The sequence below is a fragment of the Shewanella sp. S1-58-MNA-CIBAN-0166 genome, assembly GCF_040310085.1.
Lineage (GTDB): Bacteria > Pseudomonadota > Gammaproteobacteria > Enterobacterales > Shewanellaceae > Shewanella.
On record NZ_JBEOPN010000004.1, the window covers coordinates 124,020 to 142,064 of the forward strand.

The 18,045-nt window shown below is 41.1% G+C and carries 20 protein-coding genes and 1 other annotated feature; of the genes, 5 read left to right on the forward strand and 15 right to left on the reverse strand.

The features are described from left to right. Positions 1–135 precede the first annotated feature (135 nt). Entirely contained in the window at positions 136–489 is a 354-nt protein-coding gene (gene hpf, locus AAEY99_RS04370; protein WP_101086362.1) for a ribosome hibernation-promoting factor, HPF/YfiA family, read from the forward strand. 123 nt (positions 490–612) lie between these two features. Next, positions 613–734, forward strand: a sequence feature (Phe leader region). 58 nt (positions 735–792) lie between these two features. Next, the gene (gene pheA / locus AAEY99_RS04375) at positions 793–2,739 is read left to right on the forward strand and encodes a prephenate dehydratase (protein WP_351009343.1); all 1,947 of its coding nucleotides are present in this window, start codon (positions 793–795) and stop codon (positions 2,737–2,739) included. 106 nt (positions 2,740–2,845) lie between these two features. Here the strand turns inward: pheA and AAEY99_RS04380 are convergent, their stop codons facing one another. The 3 genes from AAEY99_RS04380 to AAEY99_RS04390 form a co-directional block, all read right to left on the reverse strand. Beyond that, positions 2,846–3,190, reverse strand: coding sequence for a hypothetical protein (locus AAEY99_RS04380; protein WP_011638362.1), 345 nt, complete (start codon positions 3,188–3,190; stop codon positions 2,846–2,848). A gap of 130 nt (positions 3,191–3,320) precedes the next feature. After that, complete coding sequence (gene tyrA / locus AAEY99_RS04385; RefSeq protein ID WP_162023684.1) at positions 3,321–4,460, reverse strand: bifunctional chorismate mutase/prephenate dehydrogenase; 1,140 nt, start codon at positions 4,458–4,460, stop codon at positions 3,321–3,323. Between the two features lie 11 nt (positions 4,461–4,471). Further along, complete coding sequence (locus AAEY99_RS04390) at positions 4,472–5,563, reverse strand: 3-deoxy-7-phosphoheptulonate synthase (protein ID WP_011638364.1); 1,092 nt, start codon at positions 5,561–5,563, stop codon at positions 4,472–4,474. A 179-nt stretch (positions 5,564–5,742) separates the two neighbouring features. Here AAEY99_RS04390 and AAEY99_RS04395 point away from each other — a divergent pair, with 179 nt between their 5' ends. Next, entirely contained in the window at positions 5,743–6,165 is a 423-nt protein-coding gene (locus AAEY99_RS04395) for a hypothetical protein (RefSeq protein ID WP_351009346.1), read from the forward strand. A 3-nt stretch (positions 6,166–6,168) separates the two neighbouring features. Here the strand turns inward: AAEY99_RS04395 and rplS are convergent, their stop codons facing one another. From rplS to ffh, 5 genes are all read right to left on the reverse strand, one after another. Next, positions 6,169–6,522 (reverse strand): 50S ribosomal protein L19, encoded by a 354-nt coding sequence (gene rplS / locus AAEY99_RS04400; protein WP_011638365.1) that lies wholly within the window; start codon positions 6,520–6,522, stop codon positions 6,169–6,171. Between the two features lie 33 nt (positions 6,523–6,555). Further along, positions 6,556–7,302 carry a tRNA (guanosine(37)-N1)-methyltransferase TrmD gene (gene trmD, locus AAEY99_RS04405; RefSeq protein ID WP_059744051.1) on the reverse strand — a complete coding sequence of 249 codons (747 nt, stop codon included), beginning with the start codon at positions 7,300–7,302 and terminating at the stop codon, positions 6,556–6,558. A 15-nt stretch (positions 7,303–7,317) separates the two neighbouring features. After that, on the reverse strand, positions 7,318–7,848 hold the full coding sequence (gene rimM / locus AAEY99_RS04410; protein WP_011638367.1) for a ribosome maturation factor RimM: 531 nt from the start codon (positions 7,846–7,848) through the stop codon (positions 7,318–7,320). Positions 7,849–7,869: 21 nt separating this feature from the next. Then, positions 7,870–8,121, reverse strand: coding sequence for a 30S ribosomal protein S16 (gene rpsP, locus AAEY99_RS04415; RefSeq protein WP_011638368.1), 252 nt, complete (start codon positions 8,119–8,121; stop codon positions 7,870–7,872). 229 nt (positions 8,122–8,350) lie between these two features. Next, entirely contained in the window at positions 8,351–9,724 is a 1,374-nt protein-coding gene (gene ffh, locus AAEY99_RS04420) for a signal recognition particle protein (protein WP_101086359.1), read from the reverse strand. Positions 9,725–10,005: 281 nt separating this feature from the next. Between ffh and AAEY99_RS04425 the strand changes: the two genes are divergently transcribed. Then, the gene (locus AAEY99_RS04425; RefSeq protein WP_101086358.1) at positions 10,006–10,794 is read left to right on the forward strand and encodes a cytochrome C assembly family protein; all 789 of its coding nucleotides are present in this window, start codon (positions 10,006–10,008) and stop codon (positions 10,792–10,794) included. A gap of 152 nt (positions 10,795–10,946) precedes the next feature. Next, positions 10,947–12,227 carry an HlyC/CorC family transporter gene (locus tag AAEY99_RS04430; protein ID WP_101086357.1) on the forward strand — a complete coding sequence of 427 codons (1,281 nt, stop codon included), beginning with the start codon at positions 10,947–10,949 and terminating at the stop codon, positions 12,225–12,227. Positions 12,228–12,288: 61 nt separating this feature from the next. Here the strand turns inward: AAEY99_RS04430 and AAEY99_RS04435 are convergent, their stop codons facing one another. The 7 genes from AAEY99_RS04435 to lepB all read right to left on the reverse strand — a co-directional run bounded on the left by AAEY99_RS04435 (position 12,289) and on the right by lepB (position 17,699). Next, positions 12,289–12,813, reverse strand: coding sequence for an Mpo1 family 2-hydroxy fatty acid dioxygenase (locus AAEY99_RS04435; RefSeq protein WP_162023685.1), 525 nt, complete (start codon positions 12,811–12,813; stop codon positions 12,289–12,291). A gap of 304 nt (positions 12,814–13,117) precedes the next feature. Further along, entirely contained in the window at positions 13,118–13,498 is a 381-nt protein-coding gene (acpS, locus tag AAEY99_RS04440; protein WP_351009351.1) for a holo-ACP synthase, read from the reverse strand. Continuing rightward, a complete protein-coding gene (gene pdxJ, locus AAEY99_RS04445; protein WP_351009353.1) occupies positions 13,498–14,235 on the reverse strand; it encodes a pyridoxine 5'-phosphate synthase in 738 nt (245 codons plus the stop codon). Before pdxJ ends, acpS begins: the two co-directional genes overlap by 1 nt. 109 nt (positions 14,236–14,344) lie before the next feature. Beyond that, positions 14,345–15,058, reverse strand: a complete 714-nt coding sequence (gene recO, locus AAEY99_RS04450; RefSeq protein WP_351009390.1) for a DNA repair protein RecO — start codon at positions 15,056–15,058, stop codon at positions 14,345–14,347. Positions 15,059–15,103: 45 nt separating this feature from the next. Continuing rightward, on the reverse strand, positions 15,104–16,108 hold the full coding sequence (gene era, locus AAEY99_RS04455) for a GTPase Era (protein WP_101086352.1): 1,005 nt from the start codon (positions 16,106–16,108) through the stop codon (positions 15,104–15,106). After that, positions 16,105–16,785 carry a ribonuclease III gene (rnc, locus tag AAEY99_RS04460; protein ID WP_101086351.1) on the reverse strand — a complete coding sequence of 227 codons (681 nt, stop codon included), beginning with the start codon at positions 16,783–16,785 and terminating at the stop codon, positions 16,105–16,107. The genes era and rnc overlap by 4 nt, the downstream gene beginning before the upstream one ends. Then, positions 16,785–17,699, reverse strand: a complete 915-nt coding sequence (gene lepB / locus AAEY99_RS04465; RefSeq protein ID WP_351009356.1) for a signal peptidase I — start codon at positions 17,697–17,699, stop codon at positions 16,785–16,787. Before lepB ends, rnc begins: the two co-directional genes overlap by 1 nt. Positions 17,700–18,045 lie beyond the last annotated feature (346 nt).

Below are 18,045 nucleotides of genomic sequence, written 5' to 3' on the forward strand. Positions count from 1 at the left end.
TTTTGTTCAAAACGTCTAAGAGATCAAATATGCAGCACTCGATATATAAAGCCGGTAAAAGTGTGATGTAGATCACGAATTTTATGGTTAACCTTGGTAATCTGGAGTTAAGCAAACAACAAGAAGGTTCTAAATATGCTGAAAATCACTAGCAAACAACTTGAAGTCACTGCCCTTATCCGTGAACGTATTGAAGGACGATTAGAAAAATTAAGTCGACATGATATTCAATTAATTAACCCGCACGTCATTATTACTCAAGAAAAGCAGTTGTTTAAAATAGAGGCATCAGTTGGATTACCTAGTGGAGATTTATTCGCCCAGGCAAAAAGTGAAAACCTATACGCAGCAATTACTGCAATGGGACAAAAGCTGGAAAAACAGCTAAATCGCCTGACCCACAAACCCCAGGCTCAACGCCATGTATCATTACCAAATGACACAGAAAGCGAATTTGAGTATGTTTATAAGGAGGAAAACGCCGCTTGATATTATTTATCTCTCACCAGCGCACCTTCGGGTGCGCTTTCTTTTGTCTATAATCCAATACTCAAGCCTTGATGAGTAAATTTACGTTGACAGTCGCCTGTCAGAGCTTTAGTTTTACTCCATGAACAAAAAAATATTCAGCCTTTTTATTTTCTTTTTTATTCAGCCCACCTCTGGAGGCGGATTTTCTGTGTAAAAACGAAAATGAAAATTCTAAAGCCTCCCAACTGGGAGGCTTTTTTGTCTTATAAACTCTGCCGTATCTAGTCATGCGCCAGTATGTAGCGTCACATTGAGGTCAATATGCAAAAACCACCTGAGTTAAGTCAAACTCGTGAACAGATAACTGCCTTGGATAAATCCTTATTAGCGTTATTATCTCAGCGCCGCCAATTGAGCCTAAATGTTGCACGCAGCAAAGAAGTTGATGTTAGACCTATACGAGATACACAACGAGAAAAAGAACTACTTGAAAGACTGGTACAGCAAGGGCGCGACCAAGGACTTGATGCACATTTTGTGATATCACTTTATCAAAGCATTATTGAAGACTCGGTTTTATTTCAACAAACGTATCTTCATGGTAGAGCTAACCCAGACACTCAAAAGCAGCAATATACTGTGGCTTATTTAGGTGCTAGGGGTTCTTACTCTTACTTAGCTGCAAGCCGTTACTGTTCACGCCGTCAAGTCGAAATGCTTGATTTCGGCTGCAAAAGTTTTGATGAAATTGTTAATGCCGTTGAATCTGGTCATGCCGATTATGGTTTTTTACCGATTGAAAATACCTCTTCAGGATCTATCAATGAAGTGTATGACGTACTGCAACATACAACGCTGTCAATTGTTGGCGAAACAACTATTGAAGTGAGTCATTGTTTACTCACTAAACCCAACAGTAAACTATCTGATATCAAGACTATTTACGCTCACCCGCAGCCGATCAGTCAATGCAGTCGCTATTTAAGTCAACATCCTCATATCAAACTTGAATATTGTTCTAGTAGTGCTGAAGCCATGACAAAAGTTGTCGAGGCGGACAGCAATACTGTCGCAGCCATAGGCAGTGCAGAAGGCGGAGCCCTGTATCAGTTAATTGCAATGGAGCAAGGCTTAGCGAACCAAAAAATCAATCAGAGTCGATTTATTGTTGTCGCTCGAAAAGCCTCTGCGGTGCCTTCTCAGCTGCCAGCAAAAACCACCTTGATCATGGCGACAGGACAGAAGCCAGGAGCATTAGTAGAAGCATTATTGGTACTTAAAGCTCATAATTTGAATATGAGTAAGTTAGAATCTCGTCCAATACCTGGAACACCATGGGAGGAGATGTTTTACCTCGATATTGATGGCAACTTGGCTACTACCGAAGTACAACAAGCGATTAAAGAGTTAGAGCGCCTTACTCGTTTTATCAAAGTATTAGGCTGTTATCCATGTGAAACCGTTAAACCTACACAACTATCGCAAGCTCAATTATTAATTGAACCCGGTAGCTCTAAACAAGAGCCAATCAAATCTATACCAAATAGCCAAGCTAAGCATTCACGCGACTATAAATCACAAGATACTCAATTGTTCTGTCAGCACTTACAAATAGGCGCCGGACAATTTAGCGCATTACAGCAAATTAACTTACCGATAGATAATACCGAACTGGCTACGCAAGCAAAGCACATCAAAGAATCAGGCTTTCAAGCCATTGTGCTCAATGATTTAAAACAACAACTCAATGAACAACAATTAAAACAGCATGCACAGGTCATCGAACAAGCTGGTTTATTATGTGTAATGCAAATAGATCAAGAACAAGAGTTTATCGTTGCTAGCCAATTAGCAGATATGCTGATATTAAGTGGTAAACAAATGTACAACCCGGACATGTTAACCTTAATTGGTTCCGTCAATTTGCCGGTAATATTAGAAAGAAACACCATGGCTAGTATCGATGATTGGCTACAAGCTGCCGATGCAGTCCTTAGTCACGGTAATCAACAACTCGGGCTATGCGAATCAGGTGTACGTAGTTTCACGCACCCAGAGCAGTTAAGCCTCGATTTAGCCGGATTGGTTGAAGTGAAATCCCGCAGTCATTTACCTGTAATCGTTAACACGAGCTTCTGTATTAATGCTGCACTGTTAACTACTCATGCAAATGCCGTTAAGCAACTTAATGCTGACGGAATTATATTGTTACATCAAGATGGTGTATCGCAAGCTGATATTATTCATGGTTTATACCAAGCAAAGTAACGATTAAATAACCGGGAATGACACACATAAAAATGCCGAGAATATTCTCGGCATTTTATTACTCGTAATTGTAAAAGGTAATTAGTTATTCAAGGCTATTCAATAATCATACTGCTAGGCCATCATTTAAACTTATCCAGCCTTTAAAAATACGATAACTGAACCAACTAACACCCAGTAAGTACATGGGTAAACTCAGCCATAAAGGACTAAGCCAATATCCTGCAATAAAAAATGGACATAGGCCAATAATACTCATACGTTGCCAACGTAGATGACTACCCAACACAGAGTCTGGGTTGACGTTCTTTTGGATCAAATTAAGCCAAAAACTCAATAATACAGGCACAAAAAATAATGGAAAAGCACTCATTAAGCCGTAAAGAAAATGCCCTAAGGAATTATCTTCAACCTGTTGAACAGGTAGCATATTCGATGGCATCATCGACATGGGGTATCCTCCAAAGGTAACTAAGTTTACTGAGCTAACACAGCGTTATTTGGCTACCGTATTAACTAAACATAAGCTTTGTGTCACTATTTCGCAATAATTAGTTCAATTAATAATGCTTCATTTAGCGTTATCCAGCTTTCATATCATTAACAGATTGCAACATGGCGCGACTTTCATGTTGGAACTGCGGCGCAAAGTCACCAAACCATTTAGCGACACGCTGGAACTGCTCCACAAAGGCTTGCCTATTACCGGTTTGCAACATTGTTAATGCATCACGATAATTATCTAGATAATCACTAATCGCGTGTTGGCTGCCAGGTTGGGCAAAAATAATATCGGCATAAAGCTCGGGATCTTGAGCAAATAAACGACCAACCATGGCTAACTCTAAACGATAAATCGGTGAGCTAAACTGTAATAAGTTACCAATATCAGCTTCTTCTTTGCACAAGTTGACGCCATATACGAATGTTGAAAAGTGACGCATAGCCTGTACAAGTTGCATCGCTTTATCATGACGCTCTGCTTCAGCTTCAACTATTCGCGCCCCCCAAATTTCAATCTGTTGTAGTAACCATTGATACGCTTCTTGATGACGGCCATGACACACCACCACCACCTGTTTAGCGAGACTACCAACATCTGGGCCAAACATAGGATGCAGACCCACTACAGGACCTTTATGCGCAGCTAACATTGCCGCTAAAGGTGCTTCTTTAATCGAGGTGAGATCAGCTAAAATACAATTTTCAGGTAGCTGGGTTAACTTGTCACGGATCACTTCGCAGGTCACATTTATGGGTACGGTAACAATCACTAATCCTGCACCATCAAAAATGGCAGCGGCATCTTGCCAATCATTTTTATCTATACTTTTAACTTCATAGCCAGAAAGAACCAACATTTGACTAAATAACTGTCCCAGTTTGCCCTGACCACCCACAACGACCACATGACCCAGATCTTGCTTAATCTGCTTAAACCCAACATCTTTTTCATTTAGGTAAGATTCGCGCATAAGTCGACGTAAAATATCTTCGATTAGCTGTGGTGAGACATTCATTTTTTGTGCTTCGTCTCGACGTTTAGCTAACATCGATGCTTCACGTTGTGGGGCATAAATAGGTACACCAGCCGCATGTTTTACGGCACCAACTTGCGCCACTAAATCGAGACGTTTACGTAATAAATGCAGTAATTGTTGATCCACGCCATCAATTAAATCACGAAGATGCTCTAAGCCTGCTGTGGTTTTTTCATTCATCTGTTTATCCATTAACCGTTAACAACCTGCAGCGTCTCAAAACGCGTTGGTAATACTGCAGACAACTGGTTAGCGCCTTGTCTTAAAATGGTTTCAGTAGTTTCCCAATCAATGCATGCGTCAGTGACAGAAACACCATATTTTAGCTCTGCTAACGGTTTATCTGAACTCTGATTACCTTCATTGAGGTTACTTTCAAGCATAACACCGATGATAGATTTATTACCTGCTTCAATTTGGTTAAATACATCTTCGCAAACGTTTTTTTGACGTTGATGATCTTTTGATGAATTACCATGACTGCAGTCGACGACTAAACGAGCACTGAGTTTCGCCTTATGAATTTGGGCTTCACTCTGAGCAACACTGTCTGCATCATAGTTAGGTGCTAAACCGCCACGTAAAATAATGTGTCCATCTGGATTACCGGCCGTTTGCAACAAAGAAACTTGACCTTCTTGGTTAATGCCCATAAAGCGGTGGCTGCTGGCAGCTGATTTTAATGCATTAATAGCCACTTCCAACTTACCATCTGTGCCATTTTTAAAACCAACAGGCATCGACAAACCTGAAGCCATTTCTCGATGAGTTTGCGATTCTGTGGTTCTTGCGCCAATTGCAGACCAAGTAACTAGCTCGGACAAATATTGTGGACTGATCGGATCCAGCGCTTCTGTGGCGATAGGTAATTCAAGTTCAGCAAGCCAAATCATGAGTTCTCGAGCCATTCTGAGTCCTTTCTCGACATCAAATGACTCATCCATATCAGGGTCATTAATCAACCCTTTCCAACCGACAGTTGTGCGAGGCTTTTCAAAATACACGCGCATTAAAATGTAGAAATCATCACTGAGTTCATCATGTAACTTTTTCAGCTTTAATGCATACTCTTTTGCCGCGGCAATATCATGAATAGAACATGGCCCCGTCACCACAAGCACCCGATTATCACGTTTATGGACAATATCTGATACTTGCTTACGAGCATTTAGAATATATTGATAAGCATGAGTTGATAATGGAAGTTCTTGCTTTAACTCTGCAGGAGTCACTAGCACTTGTTCTGAACTGATGTGCACATTATTAATGGTATCTTGTTGCATACTTATCACTCTCTTTTGACGACAGACCAAAGGTCACTAATAGATTTATTTTTTAGGTATTGGATAATACAATCTGTATTTTTGTAACGCTACACCATTACACCTTAAAAGCAACTATGCCTGCGCAAAGGTCCTAGAGCAAGGCTTATTTACACAAAGTGTAAAAAATCATATAACCGATGATATATCGTACAAAAAACAACCCCAGTCATACATCTTGTACGCGATCTGTTCGCTATTACCGATCTACTCGTCGTTACCACTCTATTCGCTATTACCACTCTATTCGCTATTACCGCTCTATTCGCTATTACCGCTCTATTCGCTATTACCGCTCTGTTCGCTATTACCGATCTACTCGCTGTTACCGCTCTACTCGTCGTTATCGCTCTACTCGTCGTTATCGCTCTATTCGTTGTTATCGCTCTATTCGTTGTTATCGCTCTATTCGTTGTTATCGCTCTATTCGTTGTTATCGCTCTGTTCGCTGTTACCGCTCTATTCGCTGTTATCCCTTTATTATTTTTAAAAGCCCCACAAACAAAAACCCGCCTTTCGGCGGGTTGTTGTGCGAACACTGCATCTTTATTCTGTATTGGTAACTATTACTTAGTTGCCAATTTTTCACGGATACGTGCAGACTTACCTGAACGCTCACGTAAATAGTACAGTTTAGCACGACGTACACGACCGCGACGCTTAACTTCGATGCTAGCAATTAGCGGGCTATGCGTCTGGAAAGCACGCTCAACACCTTCGCCATTAGAGATTTTACGTACTGTGAATGCAGAATGCAGACCACGGTTACGCTTAGCAATTACCAAACCTTCAAAAGCTTGAAGACGCTCTTTTTCGCCTTCCTTAACACGTACTTGAACTACTACTGTATCACCAGCACCAAAATCAGGCACATCTGTTTTCATTTGCTCATCGTTGAGCATTTTAATGATGTTGTTCATAATTACTCCATCCTAGTAATAACTGAGCGTTGACTATGCGGACTTGTCCGTTTCATTCACGAACTGCGCTAATAAAGTCGTTTGTTCGTCAGTCAGAGCTAGATTTTCAAATAATTCTGGTCGTCTCAAAAAAGTTCTTCCGATACTTTGTTGTAAACGCCAGAGTCTAATTTTTTCGTGGTCACCGCTTAGCAGCACTGCGGGTACGTCAAGACCATCCAATTGTTCAGGGCGCGTATAATGAGGACAATCCAGTAAACCATCAGAGAAAGAATCTTGCTCTGCTGACGCTTGCTTGCCCAGTACACCAGGTACTAAACGAGCCACTGAATCGATTAACGTCATTGCCGGTAACTCACCACCCGAAAGTACGTAATCACCGATAGACCATTCTTCATCAACTTCTGTTTGAATAATGCGTTCATCAACACCTTCGTATCGACCACACACTAAAATCAAACACTCTGATTTAGCTAACTCAGTAACGCCATGCTGATCCAGCTTGCGTCCCTGAGGAGATAGATAAATCACTTTTGCCCTATCACCTGCAGCTGCTTTAGCTGCATGGATAGCATCACGCAGAGGTTGCACCATCATTAACATACCGGGCCCACCACCATAAGGTCGGTCGTCCACAGTATTATGTCTATCATGGGTGAAATCTCGAGGATTCCACGTTTGCAACTCTAGCAGGCCGTTTTTCACGGCTCGACCCGTAACCCCAAAGTCTGTAACAGCACGAAACATCTCTGGAAACAGGGTGATTACCCCTAACCACATATGTTGTACCTCGACTTAGAAGTCAGGATCCCAATCCACTAAAATCTGTTTCCCTTGCAAGTCCACCTGTTTGATGAACTGCTCAGGGACAAAGGGGATCATACGTTCCGCTTTGCCGAAGGCATCTTTGGCATTAGCTTTAATCAGTAGTACGTCATTTGATCCTGTTTCCACGATCTGGTCAACAATACCCATGTTATAGCCGTTTATATTGGTCACTTCGCAGCCGATAAGATCACGATGATAGAATTCACTATCATCCAAATCTTTCATTTGCTCAGGCATGATCGCAATTTCACAATTTGTGAGCATTTGCGCATGTTCTCTGGTAGCGACACCTTCTAGTTCAGCCACGACAGCTTTACCTTGAAAACGCCACTGAGCGACCTTAACTTCACGCCAAACGCCTTGTTCTTTTATCAGCCAAGGCGAATAATCGAAAATACCTTCAACAGAATCGGTATAGGAAGTGATTTTTAGCCAACCTTTAATACCATGACTGGAACCTAACTTACCCAGTACAACTAGCTCTTGGTTACTACTCATCTATCTATACCTTATACGCAATTAAGCAACAGCTTTACGCGCGTCTTTAATCAGTTTTGCAACACGCTCAGATGTTGCAGCGCCAGTAGCAACCCAGTGCTCAACACGATCAAGATCTAAACGTAAAGTTTCTTCTTGGCCACGGGCCAATGGATTGAAGAAACCTACACGTTCGATGAAACGACCGTCACGAGCATTGCGGCTATCAGCAACAACGATATTGTAAAATGGACGCTTTTTTGCGCCGCCACGAGCTAAACGAATGGTAACCATGCGTTTTATTCCTCTAATGATTTGCTAGAAGCAAAAATAAAAACTGGAACTCCGTGTTCGCGAAGAGTCCCAGAAAGAAAGCCGGAAGATTTTACCTGACTTTTGAACTATTGCAACCAAATCTGATGATTTTTAGCTCACCCATTTTGTTGCAATAAAGTCAAAAATATAACCTAACCAACTGATTGAATTTAAAAATTACTAGTTTTGCTCTTGAAAGATGCTGTTATTATCGACCAGGAAACTTCATTCCTGGTGGTAACATTCCGCCCATTCCGCGCATCATCTTCTTCATTCCACCCTTGCCAGACATCTTTTTCATCATTTTCTGCATTTGGGTAAATTGCTTCAATAAGCGGTTTACATCTTGAATTTGGGTACCTGAACCGCCAGCGATTCTACGTTTACGAGATCCTTTAATCAAATCTGGATTCTTACGTTCTTTAGAAGTCATTGAATTAATAATGGCTTCCATTTGTCCGGTCATTTTACCGTCTTGAACCTGGGCCAATGCTTCTGGTGGTAATTGTCCTACACCTGGAAGCTTCTCAAGCATGTTCATCATTCCGCCCATGTTTTTCATTTGCTGCAATTGCTCACGAAAATCTTCTAGGTCGAAACTGCCGCCGGATTTAACTTTTGAAGCCAGCTTCATCGCTTTGTCTTTATCGACGCCACGTTCAACTTCTTCAATTAATGACAACACATCACCCATACCGAGAATACGCGAAGCAATACGGTCTGGATGGAAAGGCTCTAATGCATCGGTTTTCTCACCAACACCTAAAAATTTAATTGGCTTACCTGTGATACTGCGAATCGATAACGCTGCACCACCGCGAGCATCACCATCAACTTTGGTTAAAATAACACCCGTCAAAGGTAACGCTTCATTGAATGCTTTAGCTGTGTTGGCCGCATCTTGCCCCGTCATCGCGTCAACAACGAATAAGGTCTCAATCGGATTTACAGTAGCATGCAGCTGTTTGATTTCATCCATCATAGCTTCATCAACGTGCAGGCGACCTGCTGTATCGACAATCACCACATCAATGAATTTTAATTTTGCATAGCTTATTGCGGCTTTAGCAATATCAACTGGCTTTTGGCTCACGTCAGACGGAAAGAATTCAACCTCAACTTCTGCAGCCAATGTTTCAAGTTGTTTAATTGCCGCAGGACGGTATACATCCGCACTGACGACAAGGACTGATTTTTTATGACGTGTACGTAAAAATTTACCTAATTTGGCTACCGAGGTTGTTTTACCCGCGCCTTGAAGACCCGCCATCATGATCACAGCCGGAGGTATTGCCGCTAAGTCGAGGGCTTCATTCGCCTCACCCATGGCTTTTTCAAGTTCGTTTTGGACAATTTTGATAAAGGCTTGCCCTGGGCTTAAGCTTTTTGACACCTCTTGACCCACAGCGCGTTCTTTTACGCTGTTAACGAAGTCTCTAACAACAGGTAAAGCTACATCCGCCTCAAGCAGCGCCATACGCACTTCACGCAGGGTTTCTTTAATGTTGTCTTCTGTTAAGCGACCACGGCCACTAATGTTTTTTAGTGTGCGTGAAAGTCTGTCAGATAAATTTTCAAACATTGAGCGGCTCTTTTAAGCATATCGATAGTTGAGCCCATTATACCCAAGCCACTCTAAATTACGATACTTGCAACGCGAAGAACGTAAACACTGACTCATTTTGAGTAAATTATTGTAGCTAAAGGTAGGAAACTGTTAAATTTTGGGTCTTAGGTCACTGCCATATTAGGCCCTGATCATGTTAATCTAATAAAATAATGAAAATGTGATGCTTTGATAGTATTGTTCAACACTCACAGCGCAGTTTTTCAGCATTAATTACTATGATAGGTTGAGTCTCAATGGTTATTTTTTCAGCGGCAGCCATGCTGTTTTATTGTTTAGCTTTGGTTTTAGTAACAAGCAGACTTTTTCATGTTGAAGGGCCTAATCGTAAGGCCGTTATGCTGGCTTCTGGTATTGCCGTCATCATGCACGGGTTTGCACTTTCGAATGCGGTTTTTACTGTCGATGGACAAAACTTTAGTTTAACCAACGTAATTTCATTGGTTAACTGGATTATTGCATTAACGTTCACGATTACAATGCCTCGACTTAAAGTCATCATTGTAGTGCCCGTTGTGTATGCCTGCTCAATATTGTCAGTAGCACTTCTATGGTTAGTGCCGCCGCAGTTTATTACTCATTTTGAAATACACCCTGAACTTCTGGCACATGTAGTGTTATCACTCATGGCCTATAGCGCATTGATGATAGCGGCTATGTACGCCATTCAATTATGGTTTATCCAGAATAAACTGAAGAAAAAGCAAATGATGATGAGCCCAGCAATGCCGCCATTAATGACGGTTGAAAAGCAACTTTATCACCTCATCATTATTGGATTTATTTTACTGAGTTTATCGCTCGTAACTGGATTTGTATTTTTAGAAGATATGTTTGGCGACGGTAAAGGCCATAAGGCAATATTATCAATAATAGCTTGGGTGGTTTACGCTGCGATGTTGTGGCAACAATATACTGTTGGCTGTAGAATCCGTACCGCAGTGATTTATAGCTTATCGGGTGCAGGCTTACTATCTCTCGCGTATTTTGGTGCTAGAGTTGTTAAAGAATTGATATTAAACTAATTTTAATATCTTTACGCTGAATATGCTTTTCTATTCTGTTGAAAAATAACCAAGATTACTTGACACTAACGGCCAATAATAAATAATGGCCGTTAAATTTCTGACAATTTGGCCAATAGGTCAATTTCACACCACTTTATGGGGCCCCTTTTTTGGACGCTATATCTACCAGCGCACTCCTTATTTTCCTTTTGGTTTTAATCGTGATTTCTGCTTATTTTTCTGGTTCAGAAACCGCAATGATGAGCCTCAATCGATACCGCTTACGACATCTTGCATCCAATGACCACAAAGGTGCACAGCGCGCCTTAAAGTTACTCGACCGCCCAGATCGACTCATTGGGTTAATTCTCATCGGTAATAATCTGGTTAACATTCTTGCATCTGCAATTGCGACTATTATCGGTATGCGCTTGTTTGGTGATATGGGTGTTGCTATTGCAACCGGTGTTCTGACTATAGTGGTGTTAGTGTTTGCTGAGGTCACACCAAAAACGTTTGCGGCTTTGCACCCTGAACGTATTGCATTTCCATCGAGTATTTTATTAGGTTGGTTATTAATATTGCTGTCGCCATTAGTGAAAGCAATCAACTTAATTACCTCAATGTTTTTACGTTTAATGGGCATTAAAACCGTCAAAACAAGTGACGCGTTAAGCCAAGAAGAACTGCGCACAGTTGTGCATGAAGCTGGAGCACTAATCCCACAGCGTCACCAAGAAATGTTATTGTCGATTTTAGATTTAGAAAAAGTCACAGTCGAAGACATTATGATTTCGCGCTCAGATATTTATGCTATTAACGTCAATGACGATTTTAAATTGATAAATAAGCAAGTGGTTCAAAGTCCTCATACTCGAGTGTTAGTCTATCGCGACAACATCGATGATGCTGTCGGGTTTATTCACTTACGTGATGCTTTGCGCTTACAATCCAAAGAGCAATTCAGTAAGTCATCATTATTAAGGGCTGTTAAGGAGTTATACTTTATTCCTGAAGGTACACCACTAAACGTTCAATTGACTAATTTCCAGCAAAATAAAGAACGCATAGGGTTAGTTGTTGATGAGTACGGTGATATTCAGGGCTTAGTCACACTTGAAGATATTTTAGAAGAGATTGTCGGTGACTTCACAACCTCAATGCTGACCACGGCAAGTGAAGACATTAATATCCAACAAGATGGTAGTTTCTTAATTGATGCCACGATTAACATTCGTGACCTTAATAAAGAAATGAAATGGAATCTTCCGATTGATGGCCCTAAAACCTTAAATGGCCTGATCATTGAATTCCTGGAAGATATTCCTGCAGCAAACACCAGCTTACGCATCGTTGATTATCAAATAGAAGTCATCGATGTTGCAGATAATATGATTAAAACAGTCAGAGTTTTACCCAGCAATTTAACGTTAATTGATGATAACGAGTAAATTTTTACACATAAAAAAGGCGCTGCAAGCGCCTTTTTTATTGCCATGAATTAGTCATTCATTACGATGCACGACGCTTAGCCTCTAAAGCACGTCGTTTATCACGTGCTATTGGGGTAATTTCTGCGGCTAAGTCTTTTTCCAAACCTAATATGAAATACAACTCTGCCATCAAGAAGAATGGCCCAATCAGAAGCTGATTGAGATCATCCATAAAAGCAGGTTTGGCCTTTTCATATTTATGGCCAATAAACTGAATAACCCAGCCAATAATAAAAATACTAATGGCAATGATAAAAGGATGTGAGGTATGAACAACCAGCTCTGTGGTGTATAACACCGGCACAATGAACAATACTAATCCAAACGCTAGGCGCATATGAAGTGCCATATAGTAGCCCAATACCACCACAGCTAATATCATTGCAACACTCACTTGATAATCTTGCCATGCAAAGCGAAGAGTCCCCAGCATCAAAAATGCCGACCAAATAATCATAGGAACGCCGACAAAATGCGTCTTTATATTTTGTGGATTTAAGTGCACGCTTTTATAAGTTGAAAGTTGTTCTACTGCCGATTTCATTTTTGATTCTCTCTAGTTAACCTCAGCTCAAAAGAAGGAATGAGGTAGGTAAACTGGCATCATGATATTCGATCTAATTCATATCTAGTGGATCATTTTTGCTAACAATCCGTATTGATTTACCAATATTAATCTAGTGTGATGTCGTCGTATTAGTATAGAAAAAGACTGTTTGATGTCAGTTATCATCTCGTTCTGAGATGAGTTGTTGATATCTTGTTAATCTACCCCACTTACGGCAATTTTAAAAGCTCACAAAAAAGGCGCTAATGCGCCTTTAATAAATAGCCTAATATGGTTCACATCAACTTTCTAACACCACAGTGGCTACAGCATAATGTTTTTCATCTGCAATACTGATAAAACCTTGCTTGCCCGCTAACTGTTCAAGCCGTGCTAGCGCGCCATCGGTAAAACGTACCTGGGGCGCGCCATTATCATCATTGTCGATATGGATATGTTGAAACGACACACCTCTACCAATTCCTGTGCCTAAGGCTTTTGCTGCAGCTTCTTTGGCGGCAAAACGCTTAGCTAAAAATCGCTCAGGCTGTTTTGATTGCAAGTAAGTAGTAAGCTCTGACTCGGTCAGCACTCTTCTGGCTAACCTGTCACCTAGGCGCTCTCGCTGCTCACTGATGCGGGCAATCTCAACAATGTCTGTACCGATCCCTACAATCGCCATTATTCGCCTCTGCGGCCTTCAAGCATCAACTTCTTCATATCCCGTACTGCAGTGTCCAAACCATCAATAGCGGCTCGAGCAATCACAGCATGACCAATATTAAGCTCATAAAGCTCAGGAATAGCCGCGATAGCCTTAACATTGTGATAATGCAATCCATGCCCAGCATTAACCACTAAACCTTTACTGTGAGCATATTGTGCCATTTCAGTAATACGAACTAATTCATTTGCCTGCTCAGCATCGGTGATGGCATCAGCATAACAACCAGTATGGATCTCAATATAAGGTGCGCCAGATAACACTGCGGCATCAATTTGAGTTTTATCAGCATCAATAAACAATGACACTTTAATACCTTCTGCAGCCAAACGTGTGACGGCTGAGCGGATTTTTTCTAACTGGCCTGCGACATCAAGACCGCCTTCAGTTGTTAGCTCTTCACGCTTTTCTGGGACTAAACACGCATACGCTGGTTTGATATCACAGGCGATAGCGATCATTTCTTCGGTGACAGCAAACTCGAAGTTCATTCTGGTCTTCAATGTTTTTGCCAATAAATACACATCACGATCTTGAATGTGGCGACGATCTTCACGCAAATGTATGGTGATACCATCGGCGCCGGCATGCTCTGCTACTGCAGCTGCGTGTACGGGATCAGGATAATGAGTACCGCGGGCCTGACGCAATGTCGCGATATGATCGATGTTAATGCCTAATAGTATTCCGCTCACATCGAGCTCCTTAAAATAATAAATAACACAATGAGGCACACGATAACCAAAGTTATGCACTAATTTACAAGTGTTTGGTCCATGTGTTGGGTTTAAAATAGATTATATGCTAATCCGATTTGTTACTGAATAACTGCCTACTTAATAACGGCTTATTACCCAACAATGGTGTGAGTAAATAACGCATTAATCCTTTAGCTTGATTAAACTGTTCAGGTTGCAGGTTTTGTGATGCCAATGCTAGCAACATTGCCCCAGATAAACAGCCTTTACCATGAGAAAAAGAGCTTTCTTGAGTGGTTGCTATAGGGATAAAACCACTCTCTGCAATAAACCGATAGTGGCAACTGTCATCTAACGAGTCACCTTGGGTGTCGTAAGCAAGAGACGGCAACGCACCTAACTCGAGTAATAAAGCCATTTCAAAATAACGCAGGTGGCTTGAACAAAACTGTTTAGCTAACGCCAGTAGTGCACGATGATAATCGAGAAAGAGACCTTCAGCTTGGTGATCGACTGACAATAGGCGAACTAATATTTCGTTTAGGTAAAAACCAGAATAAAGACTATTACCGCTCAGCGGCATAGCAGGTGCAGCGGCTTCAATTTGGGTAATATTTTTCAATCCTAAATTTCTGGCTTCGGATTGGGCACTAAATTGGATAATCAGCGGCTGAAAAGGTTGTAAGATACTTTTAATCGACCGTTTACCAGAACCGACTCGAGTAATGGCATCAACACGCCCAACACCTTCTATCAGCAAATTAACGATCACGCTCGATTCACGAAATTGTCGATGATGAAGCACATAGCCACGTTTCATAGTGGCCATGCCTATAAATACTTAATCAATAACGCTAAAGCCAATTTAGCTTTCGCCATAGCCTAAACTTCTCAATGCACGTTCATCATCAGCCCAACCTGATTTCACTTTGACCCACACTTCAAGAAATACTTTATTGTCAAATAAGGTTTCCATATCCAGACGGGATTGCGTTGCAATCGTTCTAATTCGCTCACCCTTATTGCCAATCACCATCCGTTTTTGGCCTTCACGCTCAACCAGAATTAACGCATTAATTTGATAGACGCCATTTTCCATCATTTTAAACTGTTCAATCTCTACCGTTGCGTCGTAAGGAAGTTCATCCCCAAGGAAGCGCATTAGCTTTTCACGGACAATTTCAGATGCCATAAAGCGTTGTGAGCGATCGGTCACGTAATCTTCAGGGAAATAAAATGGGGCTTCTGGCAATGATTCACGTGCCATATCCAAAATGCGTTGCACATTGGTGCCTTTACTGGCTGATATTGGCAAAATTTCATCAAAATCAAACTTTTTAGCCAATTCCGTTAAATAAGGGAACAATGATTCCTTATCTTTAATGTTATCAACTTTGTTGATGGCTAAAATAATTTTTCGATCATCATTACGATGTTGAATTTTTTGGAGCACCATCTCATCATCGGCAGTCCACGTCATACCATCAACAACAAAAATAACCATAGCAACATCAGCTAATGAACTGGCAGCCGCACGGTTCATCAAGCGGTTTATCGCACGCTTTTCTTCGATGTGTAAACCAGGAGTATCAATAAATATAATCTGGCTTGGACCATCGGTATGAATACCCATGATACGGTGACGAGTTGTTTGCGGTTTTTTTGAGGTAATACTCACCTTTTGACCAAGTAACTTGTTCAAAAGTGTTGATTTACCCACATTGGGACGACCGACAATAGCCACCATGCCACAATAAGTTACATCGTATTTGGCTGTAGCCGTTGGTGCTGCTTGGTTCATCCTTGCCAGCAGTTCATCTAAGCTAGGCTCTTGGTTATCACCTGCTGGCAAGTCTGTTTTTTTGGTCATTTATTCAGTAGCTCCAATACCTGAGCAGCGGCAAGCTGTTCAGCTTTTCTTCTTGAACTTGCCACACCGGTGACAACTTTATCTAATTCACTAATTTTACATTCTACGGTGAAGGTTTGATCATGCGCTTCACCTTCTACCGCAACAACTTGGTAATCTGGCAATGGCTTTTTAAAACCTTGCAGGTATTCTTGCAAAATTGTCTTCGGATCTTTTTGATTAATACCCGGTTTTATCTCAGCTAAACGCTCTTGATACCATGATAATAATAGCTTACGGCACACTTCAATATCGGCATCAAGGTAAACTGCACCAATAATAGCCTCTACGGCATCCGCTAAAATAGATTCGCGTCTAAAGCCACCGCTTTTGAGTTCACCAGGGCCTAAATACAAATAATCACCTAGCTTGAACTCTTGAGCGATAATTGTCAGTGTGTCACCTTTGACTAAAGTAGCGCGCATACGGCTTAAATCACCTTCAGTCGCCTTTGGAAACTGATGATATAAGGCATCTGAAATAGCTATCGATAAAATCGAATCGCCTAAAAACTCTAAACGCTCATTATGTTTATTTGCTGCGCTGCGATGTGTTAAGGCCTGAATGAGTAATTCAATATTATTAAACTCATACCCTAAAGTACGGCACAAACGCGGCAAATTTTTAATGGGTTCCATCAATGTATTCCACCTACTCTATCAAAACGTACTCCGGTCGGTACCCACGTTGGTAACACATCACTCGGTTTACGATCAAATTCAAAACTAATCCAAATTGCAACGGCTTTACCGACAAGATTCTCTTCCGGTACAAAGCCCCAAAAACGACTATCGGTACTATTATCACGGTTATCACCCATGGCAAAATACATTCCTTGAGGGACAACGAACTCACCAGCAGGAAGACCCGCTTGAGGATAAAAGTGCTGTCTGAAATCAGGGCGCGATGGATTAAGCAAAATATCGTGTTCTACATCGCCTAATTGCTCACTGAAACGAATTAATGGCACGTCATTTTGGCTAAACTCACCACGATTAATTTCTACATGCTCAATCGTATGAGCAGCTGGGCAGTCAGATTTATTGACACACGCTTCTTGGATCATCAGTTGTTTATTACGATAAAATATCTTGTCACCTGGTAAACCAACCACACGCTTTATATAGTCAATTTTTGGGTTTTCAGGGTATTTAAATACAAATACGTCTCCGCGCTCAGGTTCACCGGTTTCAACTAGTTTGCTGCGCCATACAGGATCGCGTAACCCGTAACTAAACTTTTCAACCAGAATGAAATCACCCACTAAGAGTGTCGGCATCATCGAACCAGATGGAATTTGAAATGGCTCATAAATAAAAGAACGTAAAATCATCACAAAGGCGATAACCGGAAAAATCGAATGTGCAGTTTCAACTAACACAGGCTCACGAATGATTTTATCTATCGCATCTGCACTTAACTGAGTTGAGTTAGCTTGTGCTGCTAATAAGCTTTCACGGCGTTTAGGCGCAAAAAATACCACATCAATTAACCAAATAAGTCCACTGACTAAGGTTACGAGTACTAAAATGAGCGAAAAATAGGCTGCCATTACTGATTTATCTCCTGCTGGGTGTGTTGGATCCATATAGCTTGAGCAAAGGCTCAGAATAACTCAATCCAGTATGGTGATTAACGAATAAACATTCACCCAGTTGAGTGTTACAAAATATATAGTAAAAATAACTATAACGCCGCAATACGCGGCGTTTAGTGTCGGTTAATCTTTCAAGTTTTTTTTTGCAGCGAATTGTTGGTCATTTATACAAGGCAGAGGCTTTGTAGTGTAGTTATTCTACATAAAAAGCCGATAACGCAGTAAAAATGGCCAACAAACGCTGCCCGAAGGGTTCGGCTAAAAACGTTTTACTCTTTATTGAGTGATTCTTTGTGAATCA

What these genes read in the sequence shown, in the direction of transcription:
- hpf (WP_101086362.1), top strand. Translation starts at nt 136, where the DNA reads ATGCTGAAAATCACTAGCAAACAACTTGAAGTCACTGCCCTTATCCGT.
- pheA (WP_351009343.1), top strand. Translation starts at nt 793, where the DNA reads ATGCAAAAACCACCTGAGTTAAGTCAAACTCGTGAACAGATAACTGCC.
- AAEY99_RS04380 (WP_011638362.1), bottom strand. Translation starts at nt 3,190, where the DNA reads ATGTCGATGATGCCATCGAATATGCTACCTGTTCAACAGGTTGAAGAT.
- tyrA (WP_162023684.1), bottom strand. Translation starts at nt 4,460, where the DNA reads ATGAATGAAAAAACCACAGCAGGCTTAGAGCATCTTCGTGATTTAATT.
- AAEY99_RS04390 (WP_011638364.1), bottom strand. Translation starts at nt 5,563, where the DNA reads ATGCAACAAGATACCATTAATAATGTGCACATCAGTTCAGAACAAGTG.
- AAEY99_RS04395 (WP_351009346.1), top strand. Translation starts at nt 5,743, where the DNA reads ATGATATATCGTACAAAAAACAACCCCAGTCATACATCTTGTACGCGA.
- rplS (WP_011638365.1), bottom strand. Translation starts at nt 6,522, where the DNA reads ATGAACAACATCATTAAAATGCTCAACGATGAGCAAATGAAAACAGAT.
- trmD (WP_059744051.1), bottom strand. Translation starts at nt 7,302, where the DNA reads ATGTGGTTAGGGGTAATCACCCTGTTTCCAGAGATGTTTCGTGCTGTT.
- rimM (WP_011638367.1), bottom strand. Translation starts at nt 7,848, where the DNA reads ATGAGTAGTAACCAAGAGCTAGTTGTACTGGGTAAGTTAGGTTCCAGT.
- rpsP (WP_011638368.1), bottom strand. Translation starts at nt 8,121, where the DNA reads ATGGTTACCATTCGTTTAGCTCGTGGCGGCGCAAAAAAGCGTCCATTT.
- ffh (WP_101086359.1), bottom strand. Translation starts at nt 9,724, where the DNA reads ATGTTTGAAAATTTATCTGACAGACTTTCACGCACACTAAAAAACATT.
- AAEY99_RS04425 (WP_101086358.1), top strand. Translation starts at nt 10,006, where the DNA reads ATGGTTATTTTTTCAGCGGCAGCCATGCTGTTTTATTGTTTAGCTTTG.
- AAEY99_RS04435 (WP_162023685.1), bottom strand. Translation starts at nt 12,813, where the DNA reads ATGAAATCGGCAGTAGAACAACTTTCAACTTATAAAAGCGTGCACTTA.
- acpS (WP_351009351.1), bottom strand. Translation starts at nt 13,498, where the DNA reads ATGGCGATTGTAGGGATCGGTACAGACATTGTTGAGATTGCCCGCATC.
- recO (WP_351009390.1), bottom strand. Translation starts at nt 15,058, where the DNA reads ATGAAACGTGGCTATGTGCTTCATCATCGACAATTTCGTGAATCGAGC.
- era (WP_101086352.1), bottom strand. Translation starts at nt 16,108, where the DNA reads ATGACCAAAAAAACAGACTTGCCAGCAGGTGATAACCAAGAGCCTAGC.
- rnc (WP_101086351.1), bottom strand. Translation starts at nt 16,785, where the DNA reads ATGGAACCCATTAAAAATTTGCCGCGTTTGTGCCGTACTTTAGGGTAT.
- lepB (WP_351009356.1), bottom strand. Translation starts at nt 17,699, where the DNA reads ATGGCAGCCTATTTTTCGCTCATTTTAGTACTCGTAACCTTAGTCAGT.